At 70.2% G+C, this 15376-nt stretch carries 10 protein-coding genes; 5 read left to right on the top strand and 5 right to left on the bottom strand.

Translation table 11 applies throughout. The features are described 5' to 3' along the window. Positions 1-21: 21 nt before the first annotated feature. From cydD to CP976_RS21725, 3 genes are read right to left on the bottom strand one after another with little or no spacing between them, the layout of a single operon-like run. The gene (gene cydD / locus CP976_RS21715) at positions 22-3579 is read right to left on the bottom strand and encodes a thiol reductant ABC exporter subunit CydD (protein WP_150481877.1); all 3558 of its coding nucleotides are present in this window, start codon (positions 3577-3579) and stop codon (positions 22-24) included. 12 nt (positions 3580-3591) lie between these two features. Further along, the gene (cydB, locus tag CP976_RS21720; protein WP_150481878.1) at positions 3592-4596 is read right to left on the bottom strand and encodes a cytochrome d ubiquinol oxidase subunit II; all 1005 of its coding nucleotides are present in this window, start codon (positions 4594-4596) and stop codon (positions 3592-3594) included. Between the two features lie 20 nt (positions 4597-4616). Next, a complete protein-coding gene (locus CP976_RS21725) occupies positions 4617-6122 on the bottom strand; it encodes a cytochrome ubiquinol oxidase subunit I (protein WP_150481879.1) in 1506 nt (501 codons plus the stop codon). Positions 6123-6303: 181 nt separating this feature from the next. Between CP976_RS21725 and CP976_RS44690 the strand changes: the two genes are divergently transcribed. Next, positions 6304-6411 (top strand): hypothetical protein, encoded by a 108-nt coding sequence (locus tag CP976_RS44690; RefSeq protein WP_373304858.1) that lies wholly within the window; start codon positions 6304-6306, stop codon positions 6409-6411. Between the two features lie 16 nt (positions 6412-6427). Here the strand turns inward: CP976_RS44690 and hisC are convergent, their stop codons facing one another. Continuing rightward, positions 6428-7507 carry a histidinol-phosphate transaminase gene (hisC, locus tag CP976_RS21735; protein ID WP_150481880.1) on the bottom strand — a complete coding sequence of 360 codons (1080 nt, stop codon included), beginning with the start codon at positions 7505-7507 and terminating at the stop codon, positions 6428-6430. Between the two features lie 431 nt (positions 7508-7938). Here hisC and CP976_RS21740 point away from each other — a divergent pair, with 431 nt between their 5' ends. The 3 genes from CP976_RS21740 (at position 7939) to CP976_RS21750 (ending at position 11473) form a co-directional block, all read left to right on the top strand. Beyond that, positions 7939-9051, top strand: coding sequence for a LacI family DNA-binding transcriptional regulator (locus CP976_RS21740; protein WP_150481881.1), 1113 nt, complete (start codon positions 7939-7941; stop codon positions 9049-9051). 280 nt (positions 9052-9331) lie between these two features. Next, entirely contained in the window at positions 9332-10423 is a 1092-nt protein-coding gene (locus CP976_RS21745) for a metallophosphoesterase family protein (RefSeq protein WP_150481882.1), read from the top strand. 183 nt (positions 10424-10606) lie between these two features. After that, the gene (locus CP976_RS21750; protein WP_150481883.1) at positions 10607-11473 is read left to right on the top strand and encodes a hypothetical protein; all 867 of its coding nucleotides are present in this window, start codon (positions 10607-10609) and stop codon (positions 11471-11473) included. 91 nt (positions 11474-11564) lie between these two features. On the opposite strand, the gene thiC is transcribed toward CP976_RS21750, so the two are convergent. Beyond that, positions 11565-13349 (bottom strand): phosphomethylpyrimidine synthase ThiC, encoded by a 1785-nt coding sequence (gene thiC, locus CP976_RS21755; RefSeq protein WP_150481884.1) that lies wholly within the window; start codon positions 13347-13349, stop codon positions 11565-11567. A gap of 254 nt (positions 13350-13603) precedes the next feature. Here thiC and CP976_RS21760 point away from each other — a divergent pair, with 254 nt between their 5' ends. Beyond that, complete coding sequence (locus tag CP976_RS21760; RefSeq protein WP_150481885.1) at positions 13604-15355, top strand: YibE/F family protein; 1752 nt, start codon at positions 13604-13606, stop codon at positions 15353-15355. Positions 15356-15376: the final 21 nt, after the last annotated feature.

Raw genomic sequence — 15376 nt, forward strand, 5'->3', positions numbered from 1 at the left:
GCGGCGCCGGTCGTGGCCCCGCTAAGGCACGCCCACCAACGACTCCGATGCCGCCTCCCGCTCGGCCATCTCCCGCAACGGCCCGTCCACGGCCACCAGCTCCGCGTACGCCCCGCGCTGCACGACACGCCCCTGGTCCAGCACGATCACCTCGTCCACCGCCTCCAGACCCGCCAGCCGGTGCGTGATGAGCAGCGTCGTGCGGCCCTCGGTGGCGGCCAGGAGGTCGGCGGTGAGTGCGTCCGCGGTCGGCAGGTCCAGGTGTTCGGCGGGCTCGTCGAGCACCAGGACGGGGAAGTCGGCGAGCAGTGCCCGGGCCAGCGCGAGCCGCTGTCGCTGCCCTCCCGACAGCCGCGCCCCGTGCTCGCCGACCAGAGTGTCGAGCCCGCCGGGCAGGCCGGCGGCCCAGTCCAGCAGCCGGGCCCGGCCGAGCGCGGCACGCAGTTCGTCCTCGGTGGCGTCCTTCTTGGCGAGCAGCAGGTTCTCGCGCAGCGAGCTGTCGAAGAGGTGCGCGTCCTGCGCGCACAGCCCGACGAGCTGTCGTACGTCGTCGCCGTGCAGCGCGTACGCGTCCACACCCGCCAGCGTGTAGGAACCCGCGTCCGCGTCGAGGAAGCGCAGCAGCACCTGTGCCAGCGTCGTCTTGCCGGAGCCGGAGGGTCCGACCACGGCGACCCGGCGGCCCTCCTCGAGGGTCAGATCCAGTCCGGCGAGCGCGTCCCGGTCCTGCCCCGCGTGCCGCGCGGCCAGCCCCTGGACGGCGACCGGGAACGGCGATGCGGGCACCTGCCGGGGCTGCTCGGGCTCCGCCACGGGCTCCGGGGCGTCCAGCACCTCGTACACCCGCTCGGCGCTCCGGCGTACCCGCTGCCGGTACTGCACGGCGAGCGGCAGCCCGAGCACGGCCTCGAAGGCGGCCAGCGGGGTGAGCACGACGACGGCCATGGTCACGCCGTCCAGCCGCCCGGCCGCGACCGCCTGCGCGCCCACCAGGGCGGCGGCCGTGACGGTCAGGCCGGAGATCAGCGCGGTGAGCCCGTCGCCGAGTGCCGTGGCGGTGGCGGCGCGCGAGGCGATCCGGGTGAGCACCCCGTCGGCCTCGCGTGCCTGGGCGGTCCGCGCCGGGAGGGCACCCGCGACGGTCAGTTCCGCGGTTCCCGTGAGCAGATCGGCCACCCGCGTCGCGAGCACCCCACGGGCGGGCGCCAGCCGGTGCTCGGCCCGCCGCGCGACGGCCCCCGTGACGAGTGGCACGCCCGCTCCCGCCGCCAGCAGCCCGGCCGCGAGCACGGCCCCGGCCTCGGGCAGCAGCCACGCCGTGAACCCGACGGACGCGGCCGACACGACGACGGCCGCCCCGGCCGGCAGCAGCCACCGCAGCCAGTAGTCCTGCAACGCGTCCACGTCCGCGACCAGCCGGGACAGCAGATCGCCCCGGCGGGTCCGGCGCAGTCCGGCGGGCGCCAGCCGCTCCAGCCTGCGGAACACCGCGACCCTGGTGTCCGCCAGCATCCGCAGCACGGCGTCGTGCGAGACCAGCCGCTCGGCGTACCGGAACACGGCCCGGCCGATCCCGAAGGCCCGCGTCGCCGTCACGGCCACCATCAGATACAGCACGGGCGGCTGCTGCGAGGCCCGCGAAATCAGCCACCCGGAGGTGGCCATGAGCCCTACGGCACTCCCGAGCGCCAGACTCCCGAGCAGCAACGCGAGTCCCAGCCGCCCGCGCCGGGCACCGGACATGGCGCGGACGCGCGCGAGAACCCCGCCCGAAGCGGGCCGTCCATCCGGCTCGGCCGGAGAGACCGCGGCGGGCGACTCGGCCTCGGCGGAATCCGTTCCGGGATTCCGGACCGCGGCGGATGCGACAGGCGCAGGGGAAGACAGCACAGACACCGCGGAGGACCCGCCAGGCACCGGGGAAGACGCGACAGGCACCGGGGCGGTCCCGGGCTCCGCCAGACGCACCACCCGGTCGGCCACGCCCAGTAGCGCCGGCCGGTGCACCACCAGCAGCACCGTCCGCCCGGCCGCCAGCCGCCGTACCGCCGTCACGACCTCGGCCTCGGTGGCCCCGTCCAGCGCGGCCGTCGGCTCGTCGAGCAGCAGCACGGGCCGGTCCGCGAGGAACGCCCGGGCCAGCGCGAGCCGCTGTCGCTGCCCGGCGGACAGCCCGGCCCCGTCCTCGCCGAGCACGGTGTCCGCACCCTCGGGCAGCGCGTCCACGAACTCCAGCGCCCCGGCGTCCCGCAGCGCCCGCCGTACGGCGTCGTCGTCGGCTTCGGGCCGCGCCAGCCGTACGTTCTCGGCGATCGTCCCGGCGTACAGATGCGGCCGCTGCGGCACCCACGCGATCCGGGACCGCCACTGCTCCGGGTCCACGTCGGCGAGGTCGGCTCCCCCGACCCGCACCCGGCCCTCGGCCGGTGACACGAACCCGAGCAGAACGTTCAGCAGCGTCGACTTGCCGGCGCCGCTCGGCCCGACCAGCGCGACCGTCTCACCGGGCTCGACGGTGAAGGACACGTCCGACACAGCGTCCGTCGACCGCCCCGGGTAGCGGACGGTCACTCCCTCGAAGGCCAGCGCACCCGCCGGCACGGCCCCGGAACCGGACGCCGGAACGGGCGTCTCCAAGACCTCGAAGATCTCCTCCGCCGCGGCGAGTCCCTCCGCCGCCGCGTGGTACTGCGCCCCGACCTGCCGCAACGGCAGATACGCCTCCGGCGCCAGGATCAGGATGACGAGGCCGATGTACAGGTCCATCTCGCCGTGCACCAGCCGCATGCCGATCGTCACGGCGACCAGAGCCACCGAGATCGTCGCGAGCAGCTCCAGCGCGAAGGAGGAGATGAAGGCGATCCGCAGCGTCCGCATGGTCGCTTGCCGGTACTCGCCGGTGATTCGCCGGATCGACTCGGCCTGCGCCTTGGCCCGCCCGAAGACCTTCAGCGTCGGCAGCCCCGCGACGACGTCCAGGAAGTGACCGGACAGCCGCGACAGAAGCTGCCACTGACGGTCCATCCTCGACTGGGTGGCCCAGCCGATCAGCACCATGAAGACCGGGATGAGCGGCAGGGTGCCCACGATGATGGCCGCGGAGACCCAGTCCTCGGTGACGATCCGCGCCAGCACCGCCACTGGCACGACCACCGCGAGACCCAACTGCGGCAGGTACCGCGAGAAGTAGTCGTCGAGGGCGTCGACACCCCGGGTGGCCAGAACGACCAGCGAACCGGTCCGCTGCCCGCTCAGCCACCCCGGCCCCAGCTGAGCGGCACGCTCCAACAACCGCCCCCGCAGCTCGGACTTCACCGCCGCGCTCGCCCGGTGCGCCGCAAGCTCGGTGAGCCAGCCGACCAGCGCCCGACCGGCCGCGACAGCAGTCAAGAGCAGCAGGGGAGTGGCGAGTTCGGACACGGCCATGCGGTGCTGGAACGCGCCGACCACCATCTCGGCGATGAGCATCGCCTGCGCTATGACCAGCCCCGCCCCGATCGCCCCGAGGGCGATGACCGCCACCAGGAAGACCCGGGTGGCACGGGCGTACCGGAGCAGACGCGGATCGATTGGTTTCACGTGAAACACACCTCAGTGCACGGTCTCGGCGATGTGCTGCGTACCGATGCGCTTGCGGAACACCCAGTACGTCCAGCCCTGGTAGACCATCACGACCGGAGTGGCGATCGCCGCGCACCAGGTCATGATCTTCAGCGTGTACGGGCTGGACGAGGCGTTGGTGACCGTCAGGCTCCAGTCCGGGTTCAGCGTCGACGGCATGACGTTCGGGAACAGCGTCAGGAAGAGCATCGCCACCGTGGCCACGATGGTGAGCCCCGACAGGGCGAAGGCCCAGCCCTCACGCCTCGCCCGCGCCGCGACCAGCGCCACGACGAGCGACGCCACGGCCGCGATCACCGCGACGAGCGACGCCCCGTCGCCCCGGTCGGACTGCGTCCACAGCAGGAAGGCGAGGGCCAGCAGGGCGGTCACCGGACCGACGCGCAGCGCCAGTTTCCGCGCCCGCTCCCGGATCTCCCCGACGGTCTTGAGCCCGACGAACACCGTTCCGTGGAAGGTGAACAGCGCCAGCGTGACGAGTCCGCCCAGGAGCGCATACGGGTTGAGCAGGTCCAGGACGCCGCCGGCGTAGTTGAATTCCTGGTCGATCTTCACGCCGTGCACGATGTTGCCGAAGGCCACACCCCACAGGAACGCGGGGATCAGCGAAGTCCAGAAGATCGCCGTCTCCCAGTTACGCTGCCAGTTCTCCTCGGGCCGCTTGACGCGGTACTCGAAGGCCACACCCCGGACGATGAGGCAGACCAGGATGAGCAGCAGCGGAAGGTAGAAGCCGGAGAAAAGCGTGGCGTACCACTCGGGGAAGGCGGCGAAGGTCGCGCCGCCCGCCGAGAGCAGCCATACCTCGTTGCCGTCCCAGACAGGGCCGATGGTGTTGATCAATACCCGCTTCTCGGGCCGGTTGCGGGCGAGCAGCTTCGTGAGCACACCGACCCCGAAGTCGAAGCCCTCCAGGAAGAAGTAGCCGGTCCACAGGACGGCGATCAGGACGAACCAGACGTCGTGCAGTTCCATGACTGTGCAGCTCCCTCGGCCTAGTACGAGAAGGCCATCGGCTTGTCGGCGTCACGGGAGTCGCCGCCGATCTTCGTGGGCGGGTTGAGATCGGCCTCGGTGAGCTCCGGCGGGCCCGCCTTGACGTACTTGACCAGCAGCTTGACCTCGATGACGGCGAGGATGGCGTACAGCGTGGTGAAGACGATCAACGAGGTGATGACCTCGGCCTGGGAGACACCGGGGGAGACCGCGTCCCGCGTCTGGAACAAGCCGTAGACGACCCACGGCTGGCGGCCCATCTCGGTGAAGATCCAGCCCCAGGAGTTGGCGATCAGCGGGAAGGCCATCGTCCAGACCGCCACCAGCCAGTACAGGCGGGTGAGTCGCGGCCGGAGCGGCTTCCGGAACAGGACCAGATGCGGTACCTCGTCCTCCCCGGTCCGCCAGGCTGCCGGCAGCAGGAACTTCTTCCGGGTGAGCCACAGCCCCAGCAGGCCGATCGCCAACGACGCCATGCCGAAGCCGATCATCCAGCGGAAGCCCCAGTAGGCGACCGGGACGATGGGCTTGTAGTCACCGGGGCCGAACTTCTCCTGGAGGGCCTTGTTGGTGTCGTTGATGCCCGGCACGTACGACTCGAAGTCGCTGTGGGCCAGGAAGGAGAGCAGGCCGGGTATCTCCAGGGCGACCTTGTTGTGGCCCTTGTCGACGTCCCCGTACGCGAACACCGAGAAGGGCGCCGGCTTCTCGCCGTCCCACAGCGCTTCGGCAGCGGCCATCTTCATCGGCTGCTGCTCGTACATGACCTTGCCCAGGGTGTCCCCGCTGACCGCGGTGAGCAGGCCGCCGACGGCGACGGTGACCAGGCCGAGCCGGAGGGAGGTCCGCATCACCGGGATGTGCTTCTTGCGCAGCAGGTGGAAGGCGGCGATCCCCACCATGAAGGCGCCGCCCGTCAGGAACGCCGCGGAGAAGCTGTGGAAGACCTGGTTGAGCGTGGTGTTCTGGGTCAGCACCAGCCAGAAGTCGGTGAGCTCGGCCCGGCCCTTCTCCTCGTTGATCCGGTAACCGACCGGGTGCTGCATCCACGAGTTCGCGGCAAGGATGAAGTAGGCGGACAGCAGCGTGCCGATGGAGACCATCCATATGCAGGCCAGGTGGATCTTCTTCGGCAGCTTGTCCCAGCCGAAGATCCACAGGCCGATGAAGGTGGACTCGAAGAAGAAGGCGATCAGGGCCTCGAAGGCGAGCGGCGCACCGAAGACGTCACCGACGAAGCGTGAGTAGTCGGACCAGTTCATGCCGAACTGGAACTCCTGCACGATGCCGGTGACCACACCCATCGCGATGTTGATCAGGAAGAGCTTGCCCCAGAACTTCGTCGCCCGGAGGTACTTCTCCTTCTCCGTCCGCACCCAGGCGGTCTCCAGTCCGGCCGTGAGGGCGGCCAGCGAGATCGTCAGGGGGACGAACAGAAAGTGGTAGACGGTGGTGATGCCGAACTGCCATCGCGCCAGGGTCTCCGGCGCCAAAGCGAGGTCCACGTCGCCGCTCCTTACATACGCTTGTGAAAGCGTTCACATTCACAAGCCATTATGCAGCACGGACTTTCGAGCCCTGGAGGGGGTCCCCTGTCTCCCCCGTCACAGTCAGGCCCTAGCCAAGGCACTGCCCCTCGTCTAGACAGCGCGCACCTGGGGCAAGGGGGTGTACTTCGACACAGGAGTGTCGGTTTCACGTGAAACAGGCGCCAGGGAGGTCGTCGAGCCCGGCACCGTCGCCTTCTGGACCGACGGCGAGGCCCTCGCCCTCCCCTGGCTCCTGGACGCCTGAACTGGCTCGCGGAGCCCTACAGCTCCTTGCGAAACCCTTCTGCCACCTTCAGGAAGATGTCGTTCGCCTCGGTCTCCCCGACCGTGACCCGCACACCCTCACCCGGGAACGGCCGGATCACCACACCCGCCTGCTCGCACACCTCCGCGAACGGGACCGTGCGCTCCCCCAGCCGCAGCCACACGAAGTTGGCCTGGGTCTCGGGCACCGTCCAGCCCTGGGCGCGCAACCCGTCGACCACGCGGGTGCGCTCACACACCAGCGAGCCGACCCGGCCGAGCAGCTCGTCCTCGGCACGCAGCGAGGCGATCGCCGCTTCCTGCGCGAGCTGGCTCACCCCGAACGGGACCGCCGTCTTGCGCAGCGCTGCGGCCACCGGCTCGTAGGCGATGGCGAACCCGACGCGCAGGCCGGCGAGGCCGTACGCCTTGGAGAAAGTCCGCAGGACACAGACGTTGGGCCGGTCGCGGTAGAGCCCGACACCGTCCGGCACCTCGGGATCGCGGATGAACTCGCGGTAGGCCTCGTCGAGCACCACCAGCACATCACCGGGCACCCGGTCGAGGAAGCGCTCCAGCTCCGCCCGCCGCACGACCGTGCCCGTCGGGTTGTTGGGGTTGCAGACGAAGATCAGCCGGGTCCGGTCGGTGATCGCGTCGGCCATCGCGTCGAGGTCGTGCACGTCACCGGACGTCAGCGGCACCTGCACCGACGTAGCGCCGCTGATCTGCGTGATGATCGGGTACGCCTCGAAGGACCGCCAGGCGTAGATGACCTCGTCGCCGGGGCCCGAGGTGGCCTGGATCAGTTGCTGGGCGACACCGACCGACCCGGTGCCGGTGGCCAGGTGGGAGAGGGGCACGCCGAACCGCTCGGACAGCTCATTCATCAGCCCGCTACAGGCCATGTCCGGGTAGCGGTTGAAGTTGCAGGCCGCCGCCGTCACCGTCTCCAGCACGCCCGGCAGCGGCGGGTAGGGGTTCTCATTGGAGGACAGCTTGTAGGCCACCGGCCCGCCCGCCGCGGCCGGCTTGCCCGGCTTGTAGGTGGGGATCCCCTCCATCTCGGCGCGCAGCTTGGGGCTCGTCTCGCTCACCGCAGTCCTCCTCGTGAAGACCGGCGGCCCATGACCGCCGCCGACATCCAATACTCCTCACCTTATGAGGATTCGGAGCCGCTGCGTATAGCCACGACCGAGCGACGAACGCAGACCTCGTGCGTCCCACCGGCATCAGGGGCATCGCCGTACGAAGGCGTACGAATCCAGGGGCGCGCCGCACATATATCTACGCGCCGGTGGTGCACGCCGTGGCGCGCATCCCCCGTGCAGGTGAGTTGAGACCTCTTCGCAACATCGGCCACTTGGCAGGCCCGTGCGCGCCGACAAGACACCTACTGGCATGGAAGCGCCCAACGCCCTTGGTTTCCAAAGCCATTGAGGTTAAATGATCATGCAGAAACGTGCCTGTCAACGCGTGCATATGCGTCCGCACTACCCCACCGCATGAGCCCTACTATCGGCTCGCCATGACAGCAGCAGGGAAGCACCAGGTGAGCCGCGCGGAAACCTCACGTCGAGGCAGTCGGCCGGGTCGGGCGGGTATCAGAGACGTGGCCGCCGCCGCCGGAGTGTCCATCACGACCGTCTCCGACGCCCTCAACGGCAAGGGCCGGCTCCCGGACGCCACCCGGCGCCACGTCCGCGAGGTCGCCGACCGGCTGGGCTACCGCCCCTCGGCCGCCGCCCGGACCCTCCGCACCGGCAAGTCGGGACTCATCGGCCTGACCGTGACGACGTACGGGGATGAACCTTTCACCTTCACCGAGTTCGCCTACTTCGCCGAGATGGCGCGGGCCGCGACCTCCGCCGCACTCGCCCGCGGCTACGCCCTCGTGATCCTGCCCGCGACCTCCCGCCACGACGTGTGGTCGAACGTCGCCCTGGACGGCACGGTCGTCATCGACCCCTCCGACCAGGACCCGGTGGTCAGCGAACTCGTCCGGCAGGGTCTGCCGGTCGTGTCCGACGGCCGCCCGGCCGGCTCGCTGCCGGTCACGGCCTGGGTCGACAACGACCACGAGGCCGCCGTTCTCGGCATCCTCGACCACCTGGCCGACGCCGGCGCCCGCCGCATCGGCCTGCTGACCGGCACGACGACCGACACGTACACCCACCTGTCGACCACCGCCTACCTGCGCTGGTGCGAGCGCGTCGGCCAGGATCCGGTGTACGAGGCCTACCCGGCGCACGATCCGTGCGCGGGTGCGGTCGCCGCCGACCGGCTCCTGGCCCGCCCCGACCGGCCCGACGCGGTCTACGGGCTGTTCGACCCGAACGGCACCGACCTGCTCGCCGCCGCCCGCCGCTACGGCCTGCGCGTACCGGACGACCTGCTGCTGGTCTGTTGCAGCGAGTCGACCGTGTACGCCAACACCGAGCCGCCCATCACCACGCTCTCCCTGAAACCGCGCCGCATCGGCACGGCGGTCGTGCAGCTCCTCATCGACGCCATCGAGGGAGCGGAGGCGGAGCGTCCGGTGGAGCAGGTGATACCGACGGAGCTGATCGTGCGCACGTCGTCCCAGCGGCGTTCGCCGCGCACGACGGTCAGCCCGCCCCGGTCGCCCGAGGAGACGTAGACCGGTACACCCGCGTAAAGGGAAGTTCGCACTCCTGGGGAGAAACAGGGCCGGTCCCCCGGAGAGAAGGGATCGTTCTCGCGAAGAGAAGGAAAGCGAGGACGGTCACACGGTGGTCAAAGCCCGGCCCAATCGGGGCGAAAGCCGCGGTGAACTGGACTCTTGCTCTGATTCACCACCCCTGGGTCATCACATGGCGCGATCCGCATTCCTATGATGGGCCCACGACACCGACGGGCCGCTACGACCAGGCAGTCCGATGCGGTGCAGATGCGGCGCGATGGTGGAGGGGTCGATGACTCAGGGGGCCGGTCAGGGACCCGAGGTGGAGCGGACGGCGACGTTGCGCGACTTCCGGGTGCCCGCGTACGTCCACGAGGCCGGTCCGTACGTCCACAGCGCCCACCCCGGCGAGGTCGCCCCGCCGCCCGGGGAGACCTACCCCGAGGGGTACACGCCGACCGAGCGCGATCTGCCCGTGATCAACCGGGGCGACACCGTCCAGGTGACCGTCGACCCCGAGGCCGCCGCAGCGCCGCAGGCCGACACCGGGCAGGGCCCGCTCTACGTCGTGGGCGACGTGCACGGCTACCTCGACGAGCTGGTGGCCGCGCTCCAGGAGAAGGGCCTCCTCGACGCCGCCGGCAACTGGTGCGCGGGCACCGCCCGGCTGTGGTTCCTCGGCGACTTCACCGACCGCGGCCCGGACGGCATCGGCGTCATCGACCTGGTGATGCGGCTGTCCGCCGAGGCCGCCGCGGCGGGCGGCTACTGCAAGGCGCTCATGGGCAACCACGAGCTGCTGCTGCTCGGCGCCAAGCGGTTCGGCGACACCCCCGTCAACTCCGGCGCGGGGACCGCCACTTTCCAGGCGGCCTGGCTGCTCAACGGCGGCCAGAAGACGGACATGGACCGCCTCCAGGACCACCACCTGCAGTGGATGGCCCGTCTGGACGCCGTAGAGGAGGTCGACGGCCACCTGCTCGTCCACTCCGACACCACCGCCTACCTCGACTACGGCCGTTCCATCGAGGAGGTCAACGACACCGTCCGCGAGACGCTCACACGCAACGACGCGGACGAGGTCTGGGACCTGTTCCGCAAGTTCACCAAACGGTTCTCCTTCCGCGACGAGGGCGGCGCGGACGCCGTGCGCTCCCTGCTCGATACGTACGGAGGCACCCGCATCGTTCACGGCCACAGCCCGATTCCCTATCTGCTGGGCGAGGTCGGCGCCGAGGAAGACGAGGACAACTCCGACCCCGTGGTCGAGGGACCGCACGTCTACGCCGACGGACTCGCCATCGCCATGGACGGCGGCGTGACCATGGCCGGAAAGCTGCTGGTCCAGCAACTGCCGCTGGCTACGTGAACGTTCACCGGGCAGGCGTTTCCCGTCACAGGACCGCACCGGTGAGGGGCCAATTTCGGTAAACCCCCTGTCACCGCCCACCTTCACGGCTCTACCATCGGCTTATCCGTAGCAGGCTCCCCTCCGTTTCTGCCCGACGGCTCGTCAGCATGCCGAGCCCCAAGCCCTACGGAGCATCGGGGGATGCACATGAACAGCGTTCCGCAGCACCTGCTGAGCGAGGACCGCCAGGAATACGAGCGGATCCTCGATGAGGCGCTGCGCTCCGCACCACACCGTCCGGAACTGGCCGCTGTCGGACAGCGGCTCAACCCCGAGCAACTGCGCACCATGGCGCTGAACGCCACCGCGCTCATCACGGCGGCCGCGTCGACCGAGTACCAGCACTACGTCAAGGTCCGTGAGGAATCGCGCCAGCCGGCGCCGTCCCACCAACCGGCCGTGCGCGCATCCGGCTCCTCCGAGCCGGACACGGGCGCGGCGGGCCTCGCCGCCACCATGGGCGAGGTCGCCGAGACCGCCGGCGCGGGCGTCGTCGCCGTCGTCGCCGTCCTCGCCCCCGTCCTGGCCGGAACCGCCGCGGCGATCTTCCTGCTCGTCGGCTACATCCTCCAGATGCTCAACCCCGAGCAGGCGTTCGCCCGGACCATGCTCACCACGGGCTGGGTGTTCGGTGCCGTGACCGCGGTCGCGATCCTCGTCGCCGCGGTGGGACTGCTGATCACCGCCCTGCGCAACAAGCCGACGGCCGAGGGCGGCCGACACGACGAACTGCACGGGGAGGTGGACCGGGCCAGGGAGGCCTGGCGCGAGGCCCTGCTGGAACGCGGCATCCTGCCCTTCCTCCGGGAGGCCCTCGTCGACCCGAGCTCGGCCGCCGCGCTGCACCACACCTCCCCGTCCACGCCGGTCAGCCGCATCCCGCACCTCGGCTACGACCGCCCGGGTTTCACCAGCCCGGAGGACGGCGACCGCGGCTCGCGGCCGAGCTTCAGCAGCCCCGACTACACCAGCCCGGACTTCGGAGGACCGGAAAACCAGCCGGAGTAACCATCGGGTCGGTGCCGCAGGCCGGTTCGCCCCCGCGGGCCAGGGGACCAGGGACCACCGGTCCCCGGCCCTCGGCCTGTGTGCGGACGGATCAGTCCGCGATGGGCAGGTACACGCGGTTCCCGCTCGCCGCGAACTCCTTCGACTTCTGGGCCATGCCGTCCTCGATCTCGGCCTGGGTGCCGCCGTGTTCACGGCGGATGTCCTGCGAGATCTTCATGCTGCAGAACTTGGGACCGCACATCGAGCAGAAGTGAGCCGTCTTGGCGGGCTCCGCCGGCAGGGTCTCGTCGTGGAACTCCCGTGCCGTGTCCGGGTCGAGGGCGAGGTTGAACTGGTCCTCCCACCGGAACTCGAAACGGGCGTCGGACAGCGCGTCGTCCCACTCCTGGGCACCCGGATGTCCCTTGGCGAGATCCGCTGCGTGGGCGGCGATCTTGTAGGTGATGACGCCGGTCTTGACGTCGTCACGGTTCGGCAGGCCCAGGTGCTCCTTGGGCGTGACGTAACACAGCATCGCCGTGCCCCACCAGGCGATCATCGCGGCACCGATGCCGGAGGTGATGTGGTCGTACGCCGGCGCGACGTCCGTGGTCAGTGGGCCGAGCGTATAGAACGGAGCTTCATCGCAGATCTCCTGCTGAAGGTCGATGTTCTCCTTGATCTTGTGCATCGGGACGTGGCCCGGGCCTTCGATCATGGTCTGTACGTTGAAACGCTTCGCGATCCGGTTGAGTTCCCCCAGAGTCCGCAGTTCCGCGAACTGTGCCTCGTCGTTGGCGTCCGCGATCGAGCCCGGCCGCAGGCCGTCGCCGAGGGAGTACGTGACGTCGTACGCGGCGAGGATCTCGCAGAGCTCCTCGAAGTTCTCGTACAGGAACGACTCCTTGTGGTGCGCGAGGCACCAGGCGGCCATGATCGAACCGCCGCGCGAGACGATGCCGGTCTTGCGATTGGCCGTCAGCGGCACGTACGCCAGGCGGACACCCGCGTGGACCGTCATGTAGTCCACGCCCTGCTCGGCCTGCTCGATGACCGTGTCCTTGTAGATGTCCCAGGTCAGCTCCTCGGCCCGGCCGTCGACTTTCTCCAGGGCCTGGTAGAGCGGCACGGTGCCGATGGGGACGGGCGAGTTGCGCAGCACCCACTCGCGTGTGGTGTGGATGTTGCGGCCGGTGGACAGGTCCATGACCGTGTCGGCGCCCCAGCGGGTCGCCCAGGTCATCTTCTCGACCTCCTCCTCGATGGAGGACGTCACGGCCGAGTTGCCGATGTTGGCGTTGACCTTCACCAGGAAACGCTTGCCGATGATCATCGGCTCGATCTCCGGGTGGTTGACGTTGGCCGGCAGCACCGCCCGGCCCGCCGCGATCTCATCGCGGACCACCTCGGGCGAAACGTTCTCCCGGATGGCCACGTACTCCATCTCGGGCGTGATCTCGCCGCGGCGGGCGTACGCGAGCTGCGTGACCGCCTTGCCGTCCCTCCCGCGGCGCGGCTGGCGCGGACGTCCTGGGAAGACGGCGTCGAGGTTGCGCAGGCCGCCGCGCGGCGAGGTGTGCTTGATGCCGTCGTCCTCGGGACGGACAGGTCGGCCCGCGTACTCCTCGGTGTCGCCACGGCCGATGATCCAGTTCTCGCGCAGCGGCGGCAGGCCCCTGCGGACGTCGGTGTCGACCAGAGGATCGGTGTACGGGCCCGACGTGTCGTACAGCGTGACCGACCGCCCGTTGGTGAGGTGCACCTGACGGACCGGCACGCGCAGGTCGGGGCGGGTGCCCTCGACGTACGCCTTGTGCCAGCCGATGGACTTCCCGGCCTCGTCGGACTGTGCGTCCTGAACGGAGGCAGGCGTGCGTGCGTCCTTGTTGGTCATGAGACCTACTCCCTACGCCGGCATTACCCGGTAACAGGTTCGGCGGTCGACGCAGCGGCTTCCGTCTGCCGACGTTCCGTGTGAAACATCACTCGACTTCGGTGATGTTTCATGTGAAACATCGCTGGGACGGAGGTCAGCGCCCTCTCAGCCCGGTGCTCCGAGCTCCCGCGTGTACAAAAGGCGCCTCCACGCTAGCGGTAATTCTGGCGCGGTGAACAGAGGGCCCCCCTGGTTCTTGCGATGATCGGTCGGTGACCACGACGCAGCGTCCTCCTTACCCACCGCCCGAACCGCCCCGCGGATCCGGCGCCGGCAACGGCAACGGCCGTGGGCACGAGCACGATTTCGCCGCCCCGGGCGGGCTCGGCCCTGCCCGGGGACAGGCGCACGGGCACAGGACCGGTCCCGAGAACGGGCAGGGTGCCGGTCCGTCCGGCTCCTCCGGCCCGTCCGGTGCGTACGGTCCCGGCTCCGGAGGCTGGCACGATGCCGGACGCGGAGAGGGCGACAGGCCCGGTGGAGGCCACGGGTCCGGCGGCGGTCACGGACCCGGTGGGGGCGACGGGCACGGCGAAGGCCGAGGGCCCGGCGGAGGTCACGGACCCGGTGGGGGTCACGGACCCGGTGGGGGTCACGGACCCGGTGGGGGTGACGGTCACGGAAACGGCCCCGACCCCGCACCCGGCGGCGGCCACGGGCACTCGCACACTCACAGCCATGGTCCTGCCACGCCCGTCTCCATGCACCTGCGCAAGGTCATCGCGGCGGTCCTGATCCCCTTCGGCGCCGCCGTGCTGATCGGTCTCGCCGTGCTGTGGCCGGGCGGCGCCCCGCCGCACGAGCGCACCGGCGTGGGCTTCGACCGGCAGACGCAGCAGGCCTCGGTCACCAAGGTCGTGGAGGTGAGCTGCAAGGAGGCCGGCGCCTCGGGCGTCCCGCCGACCGGCGACACGTCCACCGCCGAGGGCTCCTCCGCTGTGCAGCAGGAGAACGGCACCTGCAAGCGGGCGACGATCCGGGTCGACAGCGGCAAGGACAAGGGCCGTACCTTCACCGAGATCGTCCAGCCGGACCAGTCCCGCCAGCTGGAAGAGGGCCAGGAGGTCGTGGTCGCCTACGAGCCCTCCGCGCCGAAGGACCTCCAGTACTCCGTCACCGACATCAACCGCCGCCTGCCCATGGCGCTGCTCGCCGGCATCTTCGCCCTGGTCGTCGTGGTCGTCGGGCGGCTGCGCGGTGTCATGGCCCTGGTCGCGTTGGCCATCAGTTTCCTGGTGCTGAACCTCTTCATCCTGCCCGCGATCCTTCAGGGCTCGAACCCGCTGCTCGTGGCGGTGGTCGGTGCGAGCGCCATCATGCTCATCGCCCTGTATCTGTGTCACGGCCTGTCGGCCCGGACATCCGTGGCGGTGCTCGGCACCCTCATCTCCCTGCTGCTGATCGGCGTTCTCGGCTCTCTGTTCATCGGCTGGGCGGCGCTCACCGGTAACACCGACGACAACACCGGTCTGATCCACGGCCTCTACCCGACGATCGACATGAGCGGTCTGCTGCTCGCCGGCGTCATCATCGGATCGCTGGGTGTGCTCGACGACGTGACGGTCACGCAGACCTCGGCGGTCTGGGAGCTGCACGAGGCCAACCCGTCCATGGGCTGGCGCGGCCTCTACCGCGCGGGTATCCGGATCGGCCGCGACCACATCGCCTCGGTCGTCAACACGCTCGTCCTCGCCTACGCGGGTGCCGCCCTGCCGCTGCTCCTGTTGTTCTCCATCGCGCAGAGCAGTGTCGGGACGGTCGCCAACAGCGAGCTGGTCGCGGAGGAGATCGTGCGCACGCTGATCGGTTCGATCGGACTGGTCGCCTCGGTGCCGGTCACCACGGCCCTGGCCGCGCTGGTGGTCTCGGCCGACCGCCCGGGAGTGCAGCCCGCCGCGCAGCCCGCCGTGGAGGCCGCCGCGGCCCCGGCACGCGGGGGCAAGGGCCGGCGTCGCAAGCGCTGACGGCTCTCGCACTCCGAAGCC

It is taken from the genome of Streptomyces coeruleorubidus, from assembly GCF_008705135.1.
Classification (GTDB): Bacteria; Actinomycetota; Actinomycetes; order Streptomycetales; family Streptomycetaceae; genus Streptomyces; species Streptomyces coeruleofuscus.